The sequence below is a fragment of the Candidatus Accumulibacter contiguus genome (assembly GCF_012940005.1).
GTDB classification, from domain to species: Bacteria; Pseudomonadota; Gammaproteobacteria; order Burkholderiales; family Rhodocyclaceae; genus Accumulibacter; species Accumulibacter contiguus.
Map to the genome: position 1 here is coordinate 1 of NZ_SPMX01000066.1, position 21,070 is coordinate 21,070.

Sequence of the window (21,070 nt, forward strand, 5' to 3'; positions counted from 1 at the left end):
GGCCACGGTCTCTTTATGAATTTTCTGCGCGGTCACTACGGCGCTGATCGACAGCCCCTTGTCGAGGAGGAGTACGGTCCGCGCTCGCCGGCGTTCGCGCCAGTCGCTGCCGCGCTCGTCGATCTGCGTCAACTGGCGGCGTTCTTCCTCAGTGAGGGCTAGGGTCTTGGCTGTGCGGGACATCGCGAGGCTTCCGGAAGGTGGGGGTGGCAAGTATACAGGCATAAAGCGGGGGACTTATCTGGAACCGCTTAGAGTTATCTCCTTGCCCTGTTCTACAAGCATCTAAGATCACAGGCTCTTTAGGTTTAGAGCGTGTTAAAAAAACCTAACCTCTTGATTTATAATGATGGCTCATCCGGAAGGCGGGAAGAGAGGCCTGTCTGACCCGGGAAAATATTCCATCCGTTTAAACACGCCATTATCTATCCATTATATGAGCAGAGCAACCTACGATTCCGATCTGACGAACGAACAGTGGAAAATAATAGAACCGTTCTTGAATGAACGCCATCCGCTCGGGTGGGGGAGACCTCGTCTCGTGAACACACGAGAGGTGGTCAATGCTATTTTTTTATCTCCTGAAGACCGGATGTCAATGGCGGAGTTTGCCTCATGACTTTCCCCCATGGCCGGTCGTATTTTACTACTTCAAGAAGTGGCGTAACCAAGGGACCTGGGCGCAATTGAACCAGGCGCTGACCCAGCAGTGCAGAGAAACTGCGGGACGCGATCCCGAACCGACTGCTGCCACGATCGACAGCCAGAGTATCAAAGGAACCTCCGAATCGGGAGGGGAGGAAAGCGGCTTTGACGGCGGGAAAAAGGTCAAAGGGCGAAAGCGTCATATCGTAACGGATACAATGGGTTATGTGATTGGCGCCACGGTTCACGCGGCCAACAAAGCGGATACGACAGAGGCCCCGAGTGTGGTCACACCGGTTTTCGCCGTGCATTCAAAAATACGAATTTTATTCGCTGATCTTGGCTATCAGGAACCTTTTCGAAAATGGTTGAAGGACACTCTGAATATCAAAACGGAGGTGGCACCGAAAGAGCCCGGCTTCAAGCCGGCGCGTAAGCGTTGGGTAGTAGAAAGAACATTCGCTTGGATTAGTCGGCAACGACGAATGTCTCGTGACTACGAGCGTACCACGGAATCTAGCGTGGCGATGATTTATATTTCTATGATTAGAATTATGTTAAAGCAGCTTTCACCTGTTCCAAGTCCTTGGCATAGCGCGTCTTCCATTGTTAAAATATAAAACATAATCAAATATGGTTTTTTAACACGCTCTCATCTCTCCCATGCCTATAAACCATCATGACAAAGTGCTAAGTTGTGAGGATTGACCCGAGCGGATGGCGTTCATTCAAGAACGGTTCTATTATTTTCCACTGTTCGTTCGTCAGATCGGAATCGTAGGTTGCTCTGCTCATATAATGGATAGATAATGGCGTGTTTAAACGGATGGAATATTTTTCCGGGTCAGACAGGCCTCTCTTCCCGCCTTCCGGATGAGCCATCATTATAAATCAAGAGGTTAGGTTTTTTAACACGCTCTAAAACACCACCCGGCGTTCATTCGCCCTTGCGTTGTTGCTCTACGTGGTCGCCAACGGTACGGGGGAAGCAACTGTTGCCGGTGGAGTAAATCCGCAGAAATCTGGCGGTGGGATTTGGCGGCGAGCATGGTAAGGGAGTAGACGAAACAGGGGCCACGAAGGCCCCTGTGGGTAACAGAGTCTGATGCTGGTCAGAAAGGGGGATCGGTGCTGTCGACGGGGAGCCGGATCACCCGGTCGTTGCGCAGTTGTTGGTGAAGAACGTGCCCATAGTGAGAGCAGATCCGGTCGCGCAGGTCGTCAAGCAACTCGACAATTGCAAGCGCCTGATCAGGTGACCAGTTTGGATCGATGAGGAATTCCAGACCGTGGTGCAGTCCGGAGGGTAAGTGGTAGCCTTTCACGGCGCCCCCTTCGCCTTGCGCTTACTGGCGTTGGCAGCGGCGTGTTCCTGCGCTTCCTTGCGGCGGTAGGATTCGCCCTTGATGGATAGGATTTCCGCGTGATGCACCAGGCGATCGATCATGGCCACGACGCAACTGGCATTGGGAAACACCTCCGACCATTCCGAGAACGACTTGTTGGTGGTGATCAAGGTGCTCTTCTTCTCGTGGCGCCGATTGATCAGTTCGAAGAGCAAATCGGCGTGGCGGTTCGAATACGAGAGATAGCCGACTTCGTCGATCAGCAGCAAATCTGGCGCCGCATAGCGACGCAAGCGATAACGCAGGGCCGAATCGCTGTCCAGACCAGCCAGTTCGCCGAGCAACTGCCCGGCCGTGGCAAACACCACGGTATGCCCCTGCAAGACCGCCTGATGGGCGATATTCTGGGCAATCATCGTCTTGCCCAGGCCGCTGGCGCCGACCAGGATGGCATTGCTTGCCGAGTCCATGAAGTCGAGCGTCATCAATTCCGCGATCGCACGCTGGTCGCACTGCTGCGGCCAGGACCAGTCGAAATCGGCCAGCGGCTTGAAGCGGCCGATATGGGCGCAGCGCAAGCGCCTTTCAAGCGAGCGGCGAGCACGTTCGGTTTCCTCCCAGGACAACAACGGATCAAGCCAGGGCTGGTCGGCGCATTCAGCCCAATGGGCCAACACGCCGTGCAGTTGCAAGGCCGTTGCGCGCTGGCGGGCATCAGTCGTCGTCATCGGCGTTCTCCATCAATTGATCGTAGCCATCGAGGCGATGGGGGCGCACGGGAACGTCCCGGTGCTTGATGTGTTCGGGCAGAGTGATGGCCAGCGGTGGCGGTTCAGCCTGTGCTTTCCGCCGTCGCTCCAGCACCAGGCGAACCGCATTCGGATGCGGCACACCGCGCCCCAGGGCGTCGGCAATCGCCGCCGTCAGCTCGGCCACGCCGTAATGCGCCAGAAGGTCAGTCAGCGTATTGACCGTTTGCCCCAGTGGCTCGCCGCGTTCGACGGCCTGAGTCAGCAGATCCCGGCTCAGTGGCACCGCCTGGATCAGATGATCGGTGCCGCGATGTGCACGGGCCTGATGTTTATGCGCGACCAGGGTGGCGATGTGCGCGGGGATTTCGATCTGTTGGCGGCGATCATGGGAGCGCGGGTGCGTGGCGATCAGCGTCTGGCCATCGAGGATGCGCACCTGATCCGGACTGGCGACAACGGTCAGCGTGCGCTGAACACAGCCGTGCGGGATCGAGTAATCGTTCAGGTCGAAGCGCACATACGGGGTCTTGCCGGCCACTACCGCCTTGACCTCGTCGGTCGGGAAGCCGTCGGCGGGCAGCGCCAGCAGACGACCCCGTTCCTGGGCGAAGGCCGCGCAAACGGTCAGTGCCTCGTCCTCCGGGCAGCGACGCTCGCCGGCGGGTCCGCGGGTCCACGCATCGGCCTGGGCATTGAGGTCGTCCAGTGTCTGGAACGCGCGACCGGCGAAGAAGGCGTCGCGGATATAACGGATGGCGCGCTCCACACGGCCCTTCTCGTTGCCTCGGGCCACCGCCACGGGACGAGGCTCGAAGCGGTAATGGCCGGCCAGGGAAAGGAGCGTCGGATTGAAGCGGATGACCGTGCCCTGGCGTTCGAGGACCGCACTCTTGAGATTATCGTAGAGCGCCATCCTCGGCACCCCTTGCCACGCCTCGAAGGCGGCGACATGGCCGCGCAAAAAGTTCTCCATGTGGGCGCCCAGATAGAAGCGCAGGAAGATCTGGCGCGACCACGACAAGACAGCGACAAAGCCCATCAGCGGCCGACGGGCACGTCCGATTTCAAGGTGATCGAAGTGCCCCCAGTCCACTTGCATTTCCTCACCGGGCAAGGTGCGCAGACGCAGATAGGCGTCCGCTTTGGGGCGCGGTCGATGGCGAGCGATCAGATGCCGGAAGTGATCCGGTCGTCCCGGGTAGCCGCGCGCCTGCACCATGTCGTACAGGCGACTAGCGCGCAGGCGCGGAAACTGCGCAAGGGTCTCCAGGATGAAGGGCAGGTAGGCATCAATGGCCGACGGCCGGCAGAAGCTACCCAATGCCGGCAAGCCGGCCTGAGCGAGCACGCGAGAGACGCTGTCGCGATGCACGTGCAGTTGCGTGGCAATGGTGCCGATGCGCCAGCGTTCGGCGTGGTAATAGCGCAGGATCTGCGCTTCAATTTCGGGGGGGATAGACATGCGTTCTCCGATCGGGTTGGCTACGGCGAATCCGACGGCGCAGGAAGTCCTGGCGCACCCAGTCCGGCAAGGGACGATGGCAACGCCAGCAGTGCCAGGGCACCGGCTTCACCGGCACCGACGGTTCGGATGAGATTGGATCAGCCGGGGCCGGGGGCGGGGAACCCTGATGCGTCACTTTCTGCGTTCGAGCCCGATAACGCTGCTGATGTTTGGCGTGGGCATGACGGCCGCGCAGGCCGGCTTGATAGCGGCGCCCGGCAGCACGGACCGAACGTCTGCGCGCTTCGCCGGCACATCGGGGGGTGCAGTAGCGTTGGCCACGGTCGCAGTGGCTGCAGATCAGCACAGCGGTGCGGCAGGCGGCGCACAGATAGCGTCTTCCAGGCAGTTCCATTGGTCACCTTGGCCAATGGGGAAAGACGGCGACGCCCGCTTCGTGACATACTTTGCAGGCAGCGTCGCTTCGTCACAGCTGTGGGCGCGGCATCGGGTCTGGCTTGGCGGTTGGTCCCGATGCCCTGCCCGTGTTTCCACCGGCGGGTCAACTATCTACCGCATCAGCGGCGCTGACGCCATCCCCACGCAGGCAGTACAGAACAAAATCTCGCCAGTCGAACGCTGCCCCCGGCTGTGGGGACGACCCATTCCCTGCCTCTCAGCCCTGCCGCGCTTCGCTTGCCAGACGAGGGATTGCGATGCAATCCCTCCGCCGGAAGCCCTGCGGGCGCAAACCGCAGAACCGGTTTAAAAATCACTGAAAATCAAAAAACCCGACCTGCAGGCTACGTAGCAAAACTGTCGACGCCAGATTTCTACGGAATGACGACGCCGTTAACAGCAACCAGGGTCGGCCGCGGATTCCTGTTCCTGCCTGCCAGGATGAGCGGGGCAGGGGGCCGCGATCGGCCCGTCGCCAGCAGACAGTCGGCGTCGGCTTCTGCCTGCGAGTGATTGGCGTACGTCGGCCAGTCGGGAGAATAGGCGCCGGCCTGCTGAACCCAGGTCGTCCAGCCGTCGCGCGAGCCGCGGGCGAACATTTCCAGGAAGGGGCCGGGCGGCGAGGACTCGCAGTCTGTCAGGGAGGAGGGGTTCGGTGCTGCACCCTGGCGTCGTCAGATCGTTGCCGCGCGCGTCTTTTGGCTCTACGATCGCACCATGTCCAGCCCGGAGTCACCCGCCAAGCGGCCGCTGCGGCGTCCTTTGCTTGCTCCCGAATCGCTGCCCGAGTCACCATCGGCGTTTGCGGGCGTGGACGAGACGGTCTGGGTCGAGGTGATCCGCAAGATGGACGAGGTCTACAATGACCTCCTGCAATACGAGGTGGTCCTCGAGCAGAAGAACGCTGCGCTCGAGGACTCGCAGCAGTTCATCGAGAGCGTCCTGGCGTCGATGTCGGACATCCTGATCGTCTGCAACCGGCATGGTGCGATCCAGGAGGTCAATGATTCGCTGTGCCGCTTCATCGGCCAGAACGAGACCGTCCTGCGCGGGCGACCGCTTTGCGATCTCTTCGCCGACGAGGCGTCGCAGCAACGCGCCCGCGATTTCTTCTCGCCGGCCCGTCCGGCGACCGTCCAGGATTGCGAGTTGTTGATCAGCGGCCGCGATGGCAGTCCGCTGCCGGTCTCGCTGAACTGCACGCCGCGCCTCTCGGGGACCGGCAAGCTGGTCGGCATGGTGCTCACCGGCCGCCCGGTCGGCGAGTTGCGGCGTGCCTATCACGCGCTGCGGCAGGCGCACGAAGATCTCAAGCGCACCCAGCAACAGCTTCTACAGGCTGAGAAAATGGCCTCGCTAGGACGTCTGGTGGCTGGTGTGGCACATGAACTGAACAATCCGATCAGCTTTGTTCTCGGCAATGTCCTGGCCCTCCGACGTTACACTGCGCGCCTGCAGACTTACCTGCAAGCGATCCACTCGGACCAGTGCACGCGTTCGCTGGAACTCGAAGATCTGCGCCAGGAACTGCGCATCGACCGCATCATGGCCGACCTGCCGCCGTTGCTCGACGGCATGAACGAGGGCGCCGAACGTACGCGCGACATCGTCGATGGACTCAAGCGCTTTTCGGCGATCGACCGCAGCATTGCCGAGCCTTTCAACCTCGCTGAAGTCGTTGCGCGTGCGGTGCGCTGGGTGGCGCGCTCGGATCCGCGCAATTTTCGGGTGACGTTCCATTTGCCGCAGGAGTTGCCGGTCATGGGTTCTTCCGGCCAGATGCAGCAGGTACTGATGAACCTCGTGCAGAACGCCCGTGACGCCAGCAGCAGCAGCGAATCGCCCAGCCTAGAGATCAGCGCCGAGCCCCGCGACGGCATGATCCGGGTGTACTTCGCCGACAACGGGCCAGGAATCGCACCCGAGAACCTGTCGCGGCTGTTTGACCCCTTCTTCACGACCAAGCCGGTCGGGCAGGGAACCGGGCTCGGCCTGTCGATCAGTTACGGTATTGTCGAACGCCATGGTGGCCGCCTGGAAGCGGCGAACCGGCCAGAGGGCGGCGCCTTGTTCACTCTCAGTCTGCCGCTGGCGCAGGCCTGATGCGGTCAGGATCCAGGCAGTTTGGTCCCTTCGATTCCCGTAATGTTGAAGTCTATCCTGATGATCATCCGAGACTTGACCGCCTCACCTCCCCGTCGCCCCGGAGAAAACGGGGTGATGCGAAATGCGGCCAGTGCCGATTCTTCAAAAAATGCCGGGGGGGGCTGCTGGCCTCAAGCACCTCCAGATGACGCAGCCGGCCACTTTCATCGATCAATAGCAATAAGCGAACCCAACCCTCGAGGTCATGGGCTTGAGCATACGCTGGATAGGCAGGTACTACGGAAATCAAGGGATACGGTTGTTCGTCCAGTTCGGAGGATTTGAAAAACCACTCCTCGATGGGAAGCGGGATCTCCGGGGATGCGTCGGGTGAGTTGGATGATCCTGGACTGCTGGCTTCAGCCTTTTCTGGCGGCGTGGATATTCGCTCGTTTGCCTCGGTTTCATTGAGCGGCGCCGGCATGGGCAGCCGCGCCTCCGGAGGCGTGCCGGGTGAGTCGAATGGCCCCTGACTACTGGCCTCAGCCATGGCGAAGGGAGCCAATGGCGAGGTCATCGTTTCAATGGGTGGTGCTGGATCAGTGGCTACCGTATGCGGGGAATCCTGGATTCGGATCTCCAGACGAGCGGGTGCGGTGGACCGGATTGGGGCCCTCGCGGGCCCCAGGATGGCTAGTATTTCGGCATGCAGCAAGGCGGACAGCAGCAGCCAGCCTGCCAGTTGCCGTGTCATCCGCAGAGGCGCCTCCGGGAACCGAGCAGTTCGACCCTCATCTCTCGGCTTCCTGGAACCAGTAGGCGCGCTGATTCGCACCCACCGTGCCGATTTGACTCATCCCGCAGTTGCCATCACTGCAGGACCCTTCAAAAATCTTGCCACCACGGATGACGAGGATTCCATCCGATGGAAAACCCCGTATCGCATACTTGGAGGAAACGCGCGAATCGCTGCTCGTGATCGTACCATCGTAGTTGGTATCCACCACCACTCCGCCTGTGAGCGCGTTCATGGCGTAGTTCGTTCCCTTTCCGAGCGGCACGCAGGCTGAGGCTGAGGCCGCAGCAAACGGGCTATAGGATCCAAAACGCAGTATGTTGAAGAAGACCGATGGGGCATTGACCACCTTTTCTCCATCCACCTTTTTGCCATCCCTGTCGACCGTTTGGTCCAGCCGCATCGCCCAGCCCAGTTTGTCGTGAAGTGCGGTTTGCGCCGTCTTTCTCTGGTCCTCGGTACCGAACTGGACCAGATTGTCGGTCAGGTCATAGAAGTCACTCTTGCTCGGGTCGGACGAGTATTTGATGACCGCCTTGTCCTTCGTCGTCGTCAAACCTGTGTCGGTATCCTTGATCATGAACATCAGGTCATGGTTATCCGTACGCAAGGGATTCTCTCGGTCTCCGGTCCCGACGTATACCGCGTCAAAGCGCTGCCCCTGGTCGAGCTGTTTCACTACGGCGGGAGGGAAGAAAATCTTTCGCCGCGGTGTTTCGCCATTGGTCAGATCGGCAAACTTGATGGAGGTCCAGTCGGATGGCTTGTCGCTGTCGATATCGAAACGCCAGACGTTTCCTCCCAGGTCACCCAGATACAAACGATCGGCATAGCCGTTGGAATCGAGATCCGTGTTTAAAGGAGTCGCATCCGAGGGAATGCTGAACCCCATTTCGGACACCTGTGTGTTCTGGTCGGTTTTGTCTAGCGGGGTAAAGCTCCTGATCAAGGCGCCGGTTTTGCCGTTCACAAAAAATACCCCACGGCCCATTGGCTTGCTCGTGCTCGTAATACTCTCGACTTTCACCGAACCCAGCGCAGGAGTGGATAGCGAATCGCTTACCGTAAAGGTAAAGCTGCGAGCACCTGTGACCGTGATGGTTTTGGTGCCGTTATAGCCAGCTAGCGTAGCGCCCGATATCAGAACCGAATCACCTGTGGTGTAAGCATGATCAACGGGGGTGGTGGCGGTTGCCGTCGTTCCCGAGCGAGTGATCGTCACCGAGATCTGGTCATTGGGTACCGGATCATAACCGGCGCCAAAAACCAGCACGGGGTTCTCCGTATCTGCGCGCATCCTGGTAAAGGCGGGTGCAGACCAGGTCTCCCCTAATTCCGAAAATCCCGTAGTCTTGTCGTCAATCTTCCACAGGAACTGGGGTTTCGCCTTGTCGGTAATGTCGAGGGCGTAGACCGCACGGCCACCACGGCGCATGCCGAAGGCCAGGTAAGCCTTGTCGATTTTGCCGTCTTGATCCTTGTCCTCAAAGTAAATCTTCGGGCTGCCATCGCCTGTGATGAGATGCTCGCCGATCGGGTTTTCATACATCGTCTTGAGTTTCGGGAGGTACTCTTCCGGCATGAAGGCCCATTGCTCCTTGCCATCCTTCGTATCCACGGCGTGCAACAGGCCATCATTGGACATGTAGAATAGATAGACGACCGGATCGGCAGGATCCCCTTTCTTGTCGCTGTCGTAAATGAGGATGGCCGGGTTGGAGTGCAACACGTCTCCATGTGGCCAGGCTCGCCATGTGGAACAAGCCGTTGCGGAGTTGGCGTCCTTGCATCCCGCATCCGTCGGATCGCCCCCCCGGGCATAGTTGATGATCGTTGCCCGCGTCGCATCCAGCATCGAGGGATCGCCCAGCAATGTCTTGGTGATCGCCGTATTGACTTCCGACATGGCATTGCTGCTGTCGGTCAAGACTTTCTCCGTACTGCTTGAGAGATGGGTGTACAGCTTACGGGTAGCCGGCGTGGAACCGGAAGCCGTCTTCAATACATGTCCGGTCCCACCCGCATTGGGCTTGCTACCATCCGGCTTGGCAGGGTCACTCCAGTGGCTCACGGCCGCGTCCCGCACTCTGGCCGTTCTCTTGGATGTGTCGAATTCCTCGATGTTTTTCAGCTTGTCTGTGAAGGTTGTCTGGCCTGTCAGGCACAGCGGGATTTGCACGCCGTCGATGTCTTTTCCGCACTCATCGACATCGCTACTGAGCTTGAACTTCTTGACCGTACCCTCCCAACACTGTTGCAGTCTGGGTCCAAAGAAAGCAAGAAAAATGTCATCCGAACTCTCTGCGCGGTTGGTCGCCGAGATGGGAACGGTCGGCGCAGCGAGCGTCGGATTCCAGTCGCGGATCGTTGCGATGACTTCGGAAAGTTTACTGGACAGTTCACTAGCCTTATCTGCCTTGTAAGCGCCTTTATCGGCTGTGGCTGCATTTTCGAGCACCGGCGAGGAGCCACCGGCAAAACCAATCGTGTAGGTGGAGACGGACTGAGTGCCTGGAATCGAGTCAGAGTCTGTGGCACCACCGGGAGACATGTCGCCCTGGGCCATGAAATGGGTCAGTTCGTCCAGCCAAATGTAATTGGCGGGGTACAGGATGTCCGGTGGACCATACGGTACGCCGGGGCTGGTTGGGTCGGGTTCGTACTGCCCTGAACTGCTGTCTTGCTGTGTGCTGATTTCGGGCGTGCCGACTTGGGTGAGCGCCTTGACCAGAGTATCCGCCTGATTGTCGTTCTCGGGGCCGCCATCCGAAACCAGAACCACATAGTTTTTCTGACAATTCGCTTGTTTGTCTTTGCCTTTTTGCGGGTTACTCATCATTGGAGAATCGTATTTTCCGTCGACAATGGCTGACGGGTCTCTGCCCTCCGATACCTTGCCACCGCCGACTGCGTCGGTGGAATTGATTCCGAATAGGGGAGTTTCTCCACGGAAGTACAGGTATGCTTCGTACATCACCTCCGTCAGTGGGGTCGAGCCGCTGGCCACCACACGGTTGATTGCGCCGGAGAGTCCCTCGCGATTGACGTAATCGGTGTCCGTGCTGCTGGAACCCATGCGACGGATCGCATAGGCTACGTTGCCTCCCTGGCTACCTTCAGTACCAGCAAGTCCGGTGGAAGGGGCGGGCATCCTGTTGAAAACCATCAGGCCAAAGCGGACACCGTTCGTGTTCGCGACCAGATATGTGAAGGCGTCCTTGGCGATCTGCAAACGTGTCTTGCGCCCGATCGGGGCACCATTCGGCCCTTTCGGTCCGAATTTCCAGTTGAGGTAATTGACCGAGTACATGTCGACCGCATTATAGTTGGCGGACGGGTCGGTCGGTATATAGGACGCTGTGCTTCCTGTGGCGGAACTCGTAGTGTTCCAGGCCTGGCCGAAGGTACGGTCGGTTGCGTTAGTCATGAAGCCGCTGCCCGGGTTGCCGCTCGTGCCATTATCGGCCTTGCAGTCGTGATCCAGATAATCCGTCTTGGCAGCGAACGGATAGACGTAGTAATCGTACTTGGGAACCTTGTCGTAATCGATTGGAGACGTGCTGATCGGATTGGCACAAGCGTTGTCACCGACGTAGAAACAAGCGGGAGAGCCCTCGTTTGCCTCGCAGGTGGTGCTGGTGTCGGGCTTTGCGTTACAACCGGCGCTACTGTTGAGCGAGGCATTGCGATAGACCGTTGAACCGACGGTAATGTCAGGGAGGTTGCTTTCACAGTAGCTGGAGCTGCTCGCGCCGAACGAACAGGCCACCCCTGTGCAAGTGCCGCTGCAAGTGCCACCGTGATAATAGGTGCCCACCCCCTCTACCTGGACCGTTTGCCGGTCACTCCATTGGCAATTGATGGTGTTCTGGATCGTCTCGGGAACGGGCGCGCCGCAGGCCGGAGGTGGCGTGCTGCAATCTGCAGGATTGATGCCGTTGTCTCTGCATTGGGTGCCACTCGGAACCCATTTTTTGCCCAGGAACTTGCTGCTTGGCGTGGCATCGATCACGCAACTGCGTGTACACAGCGTGGTGGTGGTGACCGATGAGACATCGGCCAGTCTCAATAGCGATTTCGGGGAATCGTAATAGGCAGGAGTGCCGGTCATATCGCCGAAAGCTGGGGCAGGGGAGGCGTCGCGATTGCCTTTCCACGCCGTGTGCTTTACTGCCGACAGTTGTTGTTCTGCCGTGGTTGTCATCGCGTCGAAGGTGACGGTGAGGCCGTAGAGACCGAGCACGTCGAACAGCGACTCACGCCCCCCCACCTGGATGCTATTGATGTAAATCTGGAAGTTGAATCCCCCCATGTCGGCCTTGAGATCTGTCCATCCGGAACGTGACGACGTGTCTTGGGTGCGAATCGGTTGCCCCTGGTCGCCAATATCGGTCCAGCTGCTAAACGGAGCCGAACGTGGGAAACTGTCGCGTACCGGGAATGGTCCGGTGGGTTCTCCGCCACCCGCAGTGCCCAGAAACTCGCTTTGTGCGCGGATGTTGCTGCCGATGGCTCCGACTACGCTACCGCTAGAAATCTGCAGCGTGCTTGTTGCGCTGGGAATCGGGCTAGTATCCAATTTTCCGGGGTAGGTGGTATCGCCGTTGCTCTGCCGCCCATTTTTCAGGTTCAGATAAGGTTCCCAACGTTGCCATTGCTGGTTCAGGTATTTTCCCGTATTGCGCGGGTAGGGTGTCGGCGCGAAGACCGTGGATGGGAGAAGCTTCTCCGGCGAGTCGTTACATTTGTTATGTTCACGAAAATCCTGGGTTGGCCCATAGTCGATCCCCCCGCGAACCTGTGCAGGGAAACTGCTCTGCGACACCCCACCAGCCCAACGATTGAAGGCATTCGACCACAGTCGCGGGTCTGTCTCCGGGGCCCCGGCCGGCAGCCAGAAGATCCAGCTGGCGTTATTGTAATTGCGGTAGATGCTGCGCGACCCTGGGTCGTCTGCCTCGGCTTGGTTGGTGTAGTTAGTTAGGAATGTAGTCAAGGTGCCCGGTATATTCTTCGATTTTATATAAGATCCATAGGATTCCATCAATTCCTCTGACCAGAATCCGTTTCTGGCCAATGCATGGCCGGGATCCCTTGCGGTATCCGATATGTTGTTGATAAATCCGGGGTCGTTCCACAGATATTCCACATGCGAATCGTAGGCGCCGGAATTCTCGGAATATTCGCGCCATCCTTCCGGTCTGTTCATCGAGTCCGAGGTGTCGAGAATCAGCAGGATCGCCGGTTCGGCGGTACTGCCGGCATAGGGCGTCGACAGGTAGATGTCCGTGTCTCGCGCCGAAGCGACAGAGGAATACAGAGACAGTGGCAGTACGGCCGCCGGATTTGCCAGCGCCGCAATCAGGGTCCAAGCGACACGCCTTTGCCAGGGCTTGAGGGGATTCCGGGTGGGGTCGGGGGTGAGCATGATCGGGCCTCGCATGTCGTCAACGGTTGGTAATCAGGAGCAGCCACCTGGGGGCAAGACGCCACGAACCCCCTGGTGTACATTGGTTCTGCCGCTAAAGATCGGGTCTCTGGCTTCCGCCAGAACGTCGAAATAGACAGCCTGCAGGGCACTCGGACCCAGCATGTTGCCGCTTCCCAGGCCGGCAAAGTCGGTACATGCCACTTCAGTGGCGGTCAAGGTGACATTCTTCAGATGGCTGAATTGTCGTGAGTCCAAATCGAACTTTTTATTGAAATTTTTTGCGTCCAATTCAGGTTCGGCGCGATGGGAGAACTTTCCCCGGTTCGTGTTCATGAAATCCCAGATGGCGGCTTCTGCGTTGGCCAGGTTCTGGGCGGAAGTCTGGCTGGCGCCCCCGATCTTCAGTTCGAGGACACCGGTACGCAGCATGGAAACGACGAGCAGCGTCATGATGACCATCATGATCAGGCTGAACATCAGTACCACGCCGGTTTGTGATTGGGCGGTTGTTTTCATGGTGGTGAGGATTCAAGCCGTTGGGCGATATTGCGAACCTGGAAGGATTGTGTGAACACATGTCGATGATAATTGCAGGGAAGTCCGTCTTCCAGGCAGTTCAACTCGGCGGTTCCGTCACCATCGAGATCATAGGATCTGCTGCGATCGTCATAGTCATTGCTTGGCCTGGGCGAGCGAACCAGCAGAGAAATTCTCGCCATCACCACCCTTTCTGCAAACTGCTCGGCCGTCGGTGTCTCGGTGTAAGTCACTGGAGCGCCGGTGCCGCCAGTGCCGAGACCGTAGAGGATCCGCACCGCCTCGATGCCTTCTGCGATAGCCACCTCGGTCATCGTCGTGCCGGCAAGTTCCTGTCGTACCAATGTGGGAATCGGCTGGCTACCGTCATCTGTGGCAAGACAGACGGTGCCGCCCGTGCCGGTGGGGCGACTGCAGGGGCGTAGATAGTAGGCCCTGGCCTGATAGGGATAAATCGGCGCAGCGGCTCCACCCAGAAAAGCTCGTTTGGACGACGCTGGCAAACCGGCATATTGGTCACCCTGGAACAGGATGCCGCCGCCCGGATCCGACTGCACATACAGCGTCCCATTTTGCAGATCGGCAGGTTTCACCTCTATTCCGATGGCTCCGCGCAGCACGAGAATGAAGCTGCCACTGAGGTAATTGCCGGCTTTGATGCAGGACATTTTCGCAAGGGTGCCCGTGCCGAGCGATTGCGTGAAAGTGGTGGCCCAGTCTGTGCCACAATCGTTGGTAATGGTAATGGCCACCGGAATGGCAAGGTCGTTGGTGGCGATATGGCCATAGAATCCCGCCATGCGCAGGTCATTGCCCATGGTATTGAGTGCATAGGCTCCGTTCTCCTGCATGCGGGAGAATTCGTCATTGACCTTGAAAACCCGGGTGGAATTGACGAACAGACTGCCCAGGGCGAGCAGCAGGATGATGCCAATCGTCATGGCGACCATGATTTCCACCAGGGTCATGCCACTTTGCAGCGAGCGGGCTGCGGGCCGAATGGACTCGCGCTTGAACATCAGGAACATCCCCAGGGTGCGGCGGCGTTCAATTGGCAGGTGACGACCGTGAGGGTGACCAGGCGGCGGCGAGCATCGGTTCCATACAGTCCTGCACCGCATGCCGAGGCCGTTGGGATTCCCGTGTCGCTTTCGCCCTGCCAGGCAACGCTGATCAAGAACACCGGCTGATTGGCGTCGGGCCGTTCGACACATCCGCGTGCGCCGATGATGCCCCCGACACGATTGGTCGCAGCATCCTTGATTTCCGATAGACCGGCAAGCACGCCATCCCATGTGGCGAGGTGATTCTCCGCAATCTGCTTGTTGTCAATGCACTTGTAGTACTTTTCATCGACGCTCAAACACTTGGCTTCGTCGGAGAGCGCTTTGTACGTCTTGAACAAACCTCCCCATCCAGGCATAGCATCACCGTCGGCAACCCCCGTCACGTAGTACGGGGCTCCTCCCTGATTGGCCCGGATTTTTTCGGCCATTTCCTGAGCCATGGCCAGCGCCTGCTGACGTTGGTAGGCCTCGAACCCGGCGCGCTGCCCCTTGAGCATCAGGGCCGCAATGCCGAGCAAAGCAATCATGAGGATGAGCAGGGAAATCAGCACTTCGAGAAGAGTGAATCCGCGCGTGGCCTGTTGAAAGAATTTCATGGCGCGTTCTCAAGGGCAAGCAGCAACGCCACTGACGGTCGTGATCCGTCCCGTCGGACTGAACTCCAGCAGGCGTGCCGGTACGCTCGGGGAAATGAGCGTGGAACTGACCGTGATTCCTCGGACCCCCGTTTTTTCGGTGCCGTCATCAATGAAGGTGCGTACCCGGCCATCTGCACCAAAGCTCAGGACTTTGATCGAATTGTCGACGTTTGTGCCGACGCTGCAGACTTTGACGGTATTGTCGAGTGCCGGTCGGGAGACGAGGACACCCTCACCGGCATCCCACACCCCATTGCGGTTGGCATCGTCAAAGACCTGCCATCCGCCAACCCACTGGGCCGTAGTGCGCGTGATACCGACGCGAGTGCTGCGCTTGATCGCTTCGACGCGCGCCAGAGCCAGGTCAGCAGTGAGGTCCGAGCTGACTGTCCTGAGGCGTTGATTGGCGATCATTTCCTGAAAGGGGAGCGTGGCCATGCTCATCAGAATACCCATGATGACAATTACGACGAGCAGCTCAATCAGGCTGAAGCCGTCATTGCGGGTTTGCTGGAAGGGAATTACCATAGTTTGTCCGTCCCTCCTGCCGTGTACTTTTTGTCTCCGTCGGTTTCTCTCCACTTCTCGGTTCTGTTGTTGATGAACAGAGTCCCGTCCGCAGCCATTCTGGCGCCGGCCTTCGGGGCCATGGACAGCAGAAACGAGGGAGGAGTGCCTGCAATGTTCACTGTAATAGCCGGGTCGGCGTAATCGGCAGCGATGTCCGCGGGTGTGCTCATGCCCAGTCCGCCAGCTCCGGCACCCAGTACCGTTGCGTACTGCCGATTGTCCAGCAGATACTGTTCCTGACGCTGTGCGACATCCAGCAGGAATTGCTGGGCGGCGGCACGGTGGGCTCGATTGATATATTCATTGTAAGCCGGTACGGCAATCGCCAGCAAAATGCTGATGATTGCCACAACCATCATTAATTCAATCAGCGTAAAGCCGGAACTCTTTGGTTCAGTCCGATGATTCATCATCATTTCGCCTGCGAGGTGAAGTGTAGGGCAGGGCCTCAAGCGGGTCCGGCGGGGCACAGACACCGTTCCATCATAGTCGAGGGTCGGCTTCGAGCAAGCTCGGCGCGATATACGGCCGCTTGTGGGGGATGAGTGGTGCGAGGTATGACGGTTCTGGCTACTGCAGTTCGCGCGGCAGGGCAAAGGTGACGTTTTCTTCGGCGCCGTCGAGTTGGCCTACCTTGGCCGGGTCGCCACCCGACAGGCGATTGACGACCTCCTGGACCAGCACCTCCGGGGCGGAGGCGCCGGCGGTGACGCCCACCCGGCTGGCGCCAGCGAGCCAGGCCGGGTCGATCTGCTCGGCCTGATCGACGAGATAGGAGCGGCTGCCGATCAGTTCGGCGACTTCGCGCAGGCGATTCGAGTTGGAACTCGACCGGCTACCGACCACGAGAACGACTTCCGACGTCCTGGCCAACTGCTTGACTGAATCCTGCCGATTCTGCGTGGCGTAGCAGATGTCGTCCTTCTTCGGGCCAATGATCCCGGGAAAGCGTTCCTTCAAGGCCGCGACCACCAGGGCTGCGTCGTCGACCGACAAGGTGGTCTGCGTGACGTAGGCCAGGCGCGTCGGCGATCTGACCTGCAACTGGCGCGCGTCGGCGACGGTTTCGACGAGATACATGCCATCCGGACTCTGTCCCATGGTTCCCTCGACCTCGGGATGTCCCTTGTGGCCGATCATCACGATCTCGCAGCCTTCCCTGCGCATCTTGGCGACTTCGACGTGCACCTTGGTGACCAGCGGGCAGGTGGCATCGAAGACCTTCAGGCCGAGTCCTGCGGCCTCTTCGCGAACCGCCATCGAGACGCCGTGGGCACTGAAGACGACCGTACTGCCGGCCGGTGCTTGCGCCAGTTCGTCGATGAAGACGGCGCCCTTGGCGCGCAGGTTGTCGCAGACGAACTGGTTATGCACCACTTCATGGCGGACGTAGATCGGTGCGCCCAGGATTTCGATGGCACGTTCGACGATGGCGATGGCGCGCTCGACGCCAGCGCAGAAGCCACGCGGCTTGGCGAGAATGACCTGCATGCTGGGCCTCATAGGATGGCGATGACTTCGACTTCGAAACGGATCGGTTTGCCGGCGAGCGGATGGTTGAAATCGAAGAGCGCGCTGGTGTCGGTCAGCTCGCGCAGGAAGCCGGCAAAACTGGCCGAACCGTCGGGCGAGCTGAACTCGATCAGCGAGTTTACCCGGAGTTCGATTCCCGGGGGCAGCGCGCTGCGGGCGATGCGTTCGACGAGGCGCGGGTTGTGGGGTCCAAAAGCGTCCAGGCCGGCGAGCTGGAAGACCTGGCGTTCGCCGGCGGCGAGCCCGATCAGGCAGTTTTCGAGCGATTCGGCAAGCTGGCCACTGCCCATCTGGAGAGTGGCCGGCGAGAGGTCGAAGGTGCTGACGTAATCGCTGCCGTCATGGGCAGAGAGGCGGTAGTGCAGCGTCAGGAAACTGTCGGATCTCACCGTTGCGATGTCGGCAGGCGATGGGTCGGCGTTCGGCGTATCGGTCATGACTTTCATCATCGGGGGTGCCTGGAAAAGTCATGACCGTTCGGTCTGCTGGCAAACTGGTCCCAGGCCATCAGCAGCGCGCCGATGCAGATGGCCGAGTCGGCGATGTTGAAGGCTGGCCAGTAGAAACCCGCAGCATGCCATTGAATGAAGTCGATCACGGCGCCGAAGCGCAGGCGGTCGATGACGTTGCCCAGCGCGCCGCCGAGGATCAGGGTGAGGGCCAGCGAGAGTCGGAACTCAGCGCTGTGGCGTGGCAGGATGCTGACGATCCAGGCCGAGATGGACAGTGACAGGATCGTGAAAAACCAGCGCTGCCAACCGCCGGCGTCGGAAAGGAAGCTGAAGGCCGCGCCGGGGTTGAAAGTCAGTACCCAGTTGAAGAAAGGAGCGACATAGATCGAGTCGCCAGGTTGCAGCCAGGCGAGGACCAGCCACTTGCTGATCTGGTCTAGGCCGACGATGATGCCGGCCAGCCACAGCCAGCGGTCGATATTACGCGAAGGCACGGGTTTCGCCCTCGCCATACAGGTTTTCGATGCAGCGACCGCAGAGGCCGGGGTGATCGGGGTGAACTCCGACATCCGGGCGCAGGTGCCAGCAGCGCTCGCATTTGGCATGGGTCAGTGGCGCGCAGAGCAGCCGGTCGTTGGCGTCGCGAATGACCCGGGTCTGCGAGCAGATCAGGACAAAGCGCAGGTCGTCGCCCAGCGAAGAGAGAATCTCGTGCTTCTCGCCGTCGCAGTAGAGGCTCACCTCGGCCTGCAACGGTGAACCGATGCTGCCGGCGATGCGCAGTTCCTCGAGGGCGCGCATGACTTCGGCGCGATAAGCGCGAATCTTCTGCCATTTTTCGAGCAGTTCGCCTTCAGACGCCGGCGCCGGCAGCGGCTGCCAGGTGTGCAGCATCACCGACTGTTCGCGGTCACCGGTCTGCAGTTGCCAGATCTCTTCGGCGGTGAAGCAGAGAATCGGTGCCATCGTCTTGGTCAGGCTCTGCAGGATGTGCCACAGCGCGCTCTGCGCCGAGCGGCGTGTCGGGGAAGCGGCGGCCGTGGTGTACAGGCGGTCCTTGAGGATGTCGAGGTAGAAGCCGCCGAGATCTTCGGAACAGAAGGTCTGCAGCGACTGCACGGCGCGGTGGAACTCGAAGCGTTCGTAGTCGGCCTCGCATTGCGCCTGCATTTGCCTGGTCATGGCCAGCGCGTAGCGGTCGATCTCCAGCCATTCCTCAATCGGTAGTCCGTCGCGGCTGGCGTCGAAGTCCGAGGTGTTGGCGAGCAGAAAGCGCAGTGTGTTGCGAATGCGGCGGTAGGCTTCGACGACGCGCTTGAGAATCTCGTCGGAGATCGACAGTTCGCCAGAGTAGTCGGTGGCCGCGACCCACAGGCGAAGGATCTCGGCGCCGAGGGTATCGGCGATCTTCTGTGGTGCGATCACATTGCCTCTGGATTTCGACATCTTCAGGCCCTTGCCGTCGACGACGAAGCCGTGCGTCAGCAAGGCCTTGTATGGCGCGCGGCCATCCATCGCGCAGCCGATCAGCAGCGAGCTCTGGAACCAGCCGCGATGCTGATCCGAGCCTTCCAGGTAGAGATCGGCCGGATAGGCCAGTTGGCTGCGATGCGAGCCGCGCAGGACGCTCGAGTGAGTCGACCCGGAGTCGAACCAGACGTCGAGGGTGTCGCTCATCTTGCGATACTCGCTGGCTTCGGCGCCGAGCAGTTCGCTGGCGTCGAGCGCGAACCAGGCTTCGATGCCGGATTTCTCGACGCGTTGCGCGACGGCTTCGATGAGTTCGCCGGTGCGCGGGTGCAGCGCCGCCGTCTCGCGATGCAGAAAGAAGGGCAGGGGAACCCCCCAGTTACGCTGCCGCGAGACGCACCAGTCGGGGCGCGTACGCATCATCGCCTCGAGGCGCGCGCGACCCCAGGTCGGGAAGAACTGCGTTTCGTCGACCGCACGCTCGGCGCACCAGCGCAGTGTCGGCTGCTCGTCGCCGGGCGGTGTCGAGGTGGCGCCGGGCGAGTTGGGGCGGTGCTCCATGCCGATGAACCACTGCGTCGTGGCACGGAAAATGATCGGTGTCTTGTGGCGCCAGCAGTGCGGGTAGCTGTGCTGGATTTTCTCGGACTGGAGCAGATGGCCGTTGGCGGCGAGTTCCTGCAGTACCAGCGGATTGGCTTCCCAGACCGTCCTGCCGGCCAGTTCGCCGACGGCCAGCGCCGGCGTACCGGCAACGAAGCGGCCGTCGTCGCCGACCGGATTGTTGACCGGCAGACCGTAGACCTTGCCGATCAGGTAGTCGTCGGTGCCATGCGCCGGTGCGGTGTGTACCAGGCCGGTGCCGGCCTCGACGGTGACATGCCGGCCGCAGATGATTGCCACGTCGCGCGGCTGGAACGGGTGTTTGAGCAGCACCTGCTCGAGCGCGACGCCCTTCGCTGCGCCGATCACCGTGCCGGTCAGCGCATACCGCTGCAGGCAGGCTTCGGCGAGTTCACGCACGAGGATCAGCGCACCCTTCGGGGTATCGATCAACTGGTAGTCGAATTCCGGGTGCGCGCAGACGGCCTCGTTGGCCGGCAGCGTCCACGGCGTCGTCGTCCAGATCACCGTGAAGGCCGGCCCGCGCAGGTGCGTCAGACCGAAAGCCCTGGCCACCTTGTCAGAATGATTCGGGTGTACTTCGAAGGCGACGTCGATTGCCGCCGAAGTCTTGTCTTCGTATTCGACCTCGGCTTCGGCCAGAGCGGAACCGCAATCGAGACACCAGTTGACCGGCTTGAGACCCTGGTAAAGGTAGCCCTTTTCGAGAATCCGGCCGAGCGCACGGATTTCGTCGGCCTCGGTCTTGAAATTCATCGTCAGATAGGGTTTGTCCCATTCGCCGAGAATGCCAAGGCGGATGAAGTCCTTCTTCTGTCGCTCGATCTGTTCGCCGGCGAAAGCACGGCACAACTCGCGTACGCGGTCGGCCGGGACATGCTTGCCGTGCAGCTTTTCGATCTGGTGCTCGATCGGCAGGCCGTGGCAGTCCCAGCCCGGCACATAGGGTGCGTCGAAACCGGCCAGGGTCCTGGCGCGGACGATGATGTCCTTGAGGATCTTGTTGACCGCGTGGCCAATGTGAATGTCGCCGTTGGCGTAGGGCGGGCCATCGTGCAGAACGAAGCGCGGGCGTCCCCGCGACGCCTCGCGAATCCGCTCGTAGAGTTTCGTCTGCTGCCAGGCGGCAAGCCACTGCGGTTCGCGGCGGGCAAGATCGCCACGCATCGGAAATGGCGTGTCGGTAAGATTGAGGGTTTTCTTGTAATCGGCCATGGCGGT

16 protein-coding genes and 1 pseudogene are annotated in these 21,070 nt (G+C 60.0%); 2 read left to right on the plus strand and 15 right to left on the minus strand.

From position 1 onward, the window contains the following. Positions 1-183: pseudogene (locus E4Q08_RS18900) on the minus strand (hypothetical protein); the annotation flags it as partial. Between the two features lie 380 nt (positions 184-563). On the opposite strand from E4Q08_RS18900, the gene E4Q08_RS18905 reads away from it, so the two are divergent. Beyond that, the gene (locus E4Q08_RS18905; RefSeq protein WP_169071500.1) at positions 564-1,265 is read left to right on the plus strand and encodes an IS5 family transposase; all 702 of its coding nucleotides are present in this window, start codon (positions 564-566) and stop codon (positions 1,263-1,265) included. Positions 1,266-1,757: 492 nt separating this feature from the next. On the opposite strand, the gene E4Q08_RS18910 is transcribed toward E4Q08_RS18905, so the two are convergent. The 3 genes from E4Q08_RS18910 to istA are packed head-to-tail and all read right to left on the minus strand — an operon-like array spanning position 1,758 to position 4,205. After that, on the minus strand, positions 1,758-1,970 hold the full coding sequence (locus E4Q08_RS18910; protein ID WP_169071501.1) for a hypothetical protein: 213 nt from the start codon (positions 1,968-1,970) through the stop codon (positions 1,758-1,760). Next, positions 1,967-2,719, minus strand: a complete 753-nt coding sequence (istB, locus tag E4Q08_RS18915; RefSeq protein ID WP_169071502.1) for an IS21-like element helper ATPase IstB — start codon at positions 2,717-2,719, stop codon at positions 1,967-1,969. The genes E4Q08_RS18910 and istB overlap by 4 nt, the downstream gene beginning before the upstream one ends. Then, positions 2,706-4,205, minus strand: a complete 1,500-nt coding sequence (istA, locus tag E4Q08_RS18920; RefSeq protein WP_169071503.1) for an IS21 family transposase — start codon at positions 4,203-4,205, stop codon at positions 2,706-2,708. Before istA ends, istB begins: the two co-directional genes overlap by 14 nt. Before the next feature lie 1,158 nt (positions 4,206-5,363). On the opposite strand from istA, the gene E4Q08_RS18925 reads away from it, so the two are divergent. Beyond that, positions 5,364-6,749: a PAS domain-containing sensor histidine kinase gene (locus E4Q08_RS18925; protein WP_169071504.1), complete on the plus strand. Its 1,386-nt coding sequence runs from the start codon at positions 5,364-5,366 to the stop codon at positions 6,747-6,749. 64 nt (positions 6,750-6,813) lie between these two features. On the opposite strand, the gene E4Q08_RS18930 is transcribed toward E4Q08_RS18925, so the two are convergent. From E4Q08_RS18930 to ileS, 11 genes are all read right to left on the minus strand, one after another. Continuing rightward, positions 6,814-7,485 (minus strand): hypothetical protein, encoded by a 672-nt coding sequence (locus E4Q08_RS18930; protein ID WP_169071505.1) that lies wholly within the window; start codon positions 7,483-7,485, stop codon positions 6,814-6,816. A gap of 37 nt (positions 7,486-7,522) precedes the next feature. After that, on the minus strand, positions 7,523-12,955 hold the full coding sequence (locus E4Q08_RS18935) for a pilus assembly protein (protein ID WP_169071506.1): 5,433 nt from the start codon (positions 12,953-12,955) through the stop codon (positions 7,523-7,525). Positions 12,956-12,988: 33 nt separating this feature from the next. Further along, positions 12,989-13,474 carry a pilus assembly PilX family protein gene (locus E4Q08_RS18940; protein WP_034919177.1) on the minus strand — a complete coding sequence of 162 codons (486 nt, stop codon included), beginning with the start codon at positions 13,472-13,474 and terminating at the stop codon, positions 12,989-12,991. Continuing rightward, complete coding sequence (locus tag E4Q08_RS18945; RefSeq protein WP_169071507.1) at positions 13,471-14,514, minus strand: PilW family protein; 1,044 nt, start codon at positions 14,512-14,514, stop codon at positions 13,471-13,473. Before E4Q08_RS18945 ends, E4Q08_RS18940 begins: the two co-directional genes overlap by 4 nt. Further along, positions 14,514-15,158, minus strand: coding sequence for a type IV pilus modification protein PilV (gene pilV / locus E4Q08_RS18950; protein ID WP_256436007.1), 645 nt, complete (start codon positions 15,156-15,158; stop codon positions 14,514-14,516). Before pilV ends, E4Q08_RS18945 begins: the two co-directional genes overlap by 1 nt. 9 nt (positions 15,159-15,167) lie before the next feature. Beyond that, positions 15,168-15,728, minus strand: coding sequence for a GspH/FimT family pseudopilin (locus E4Q08_RS18955; protein ID WP_169071537.1), 561 nt, complete (start codon positions 15,726-15,728; stop codon positions 15,168-15,170). Continuing rightward, positions 15,722-16,186 (minus strand): type IV pilin protein, encoded by a 465-nt coding sequence (locus E4Q08_RS18960; protein ID WP_169071509.1) that lies wholly within the window; start codon positions 16,184-16,186, stop codon positions 15,722-15,724. The genes E4Q08_RS18955 and E4Q08_RS18960 overlap by 7 nt, the downstream gene beginning before the upstream one ends. A 154-nt stretch (positions 16,187-16,340) precedes the next feature. Beyond that, the gene (gene ispH, locus E4Q08_RS18965; RefSeq protein WP_169071510.1) at positions 16,341-17,261 is read right to left on the minus strand and encodes a 4-hydroxy-3-methylbut-2-enyl diphosphate reductase; all 921 of its coding nucleotides are present in this window, start codon (positions 17,259-17,261) and stop codon (positions 16,341-16,343) included. Between the two features lie 8 nt (positions 17,262-17,269). Beyond that, entirely contained in the window at positions 17,270-17,752 is a 483-nt protein-coding gene (locus E4Q08_RS18970; RefSeq protein ID WP_248595013.1) for an FKBP-type peptidyl-prolyl cis-trans isomerase, read from the minus strand. After that, on the minus strand, positions 17,749-18,267 hold the full coding sequence (lspA, locus tag E4Q08_RS18975; protein WP_169071511.1) for a signal peptidase II: 519 nt from the start codon (positions 18,265-18,267) through the stop codon (positions 17,749-17,751). The genes E4Q08_RS18970 and lspA overlap by 4 nt, the downstream gene beginning before the upstream one ends. Further along, entirely contained in the window at positions 18,236-21,064 is a 2,829-nt protein-coding gene (ileS, locus tag E4Q08_RS18980) for an isoleucine--tRNA ligase (protein WP_169071512.1), read from the minus strand. Before ileS ends, lspA begins: the two co-directional genes overlap by 32 nt. Positions 21,065-21,070 lie beyond the last annotated feature (6 nt).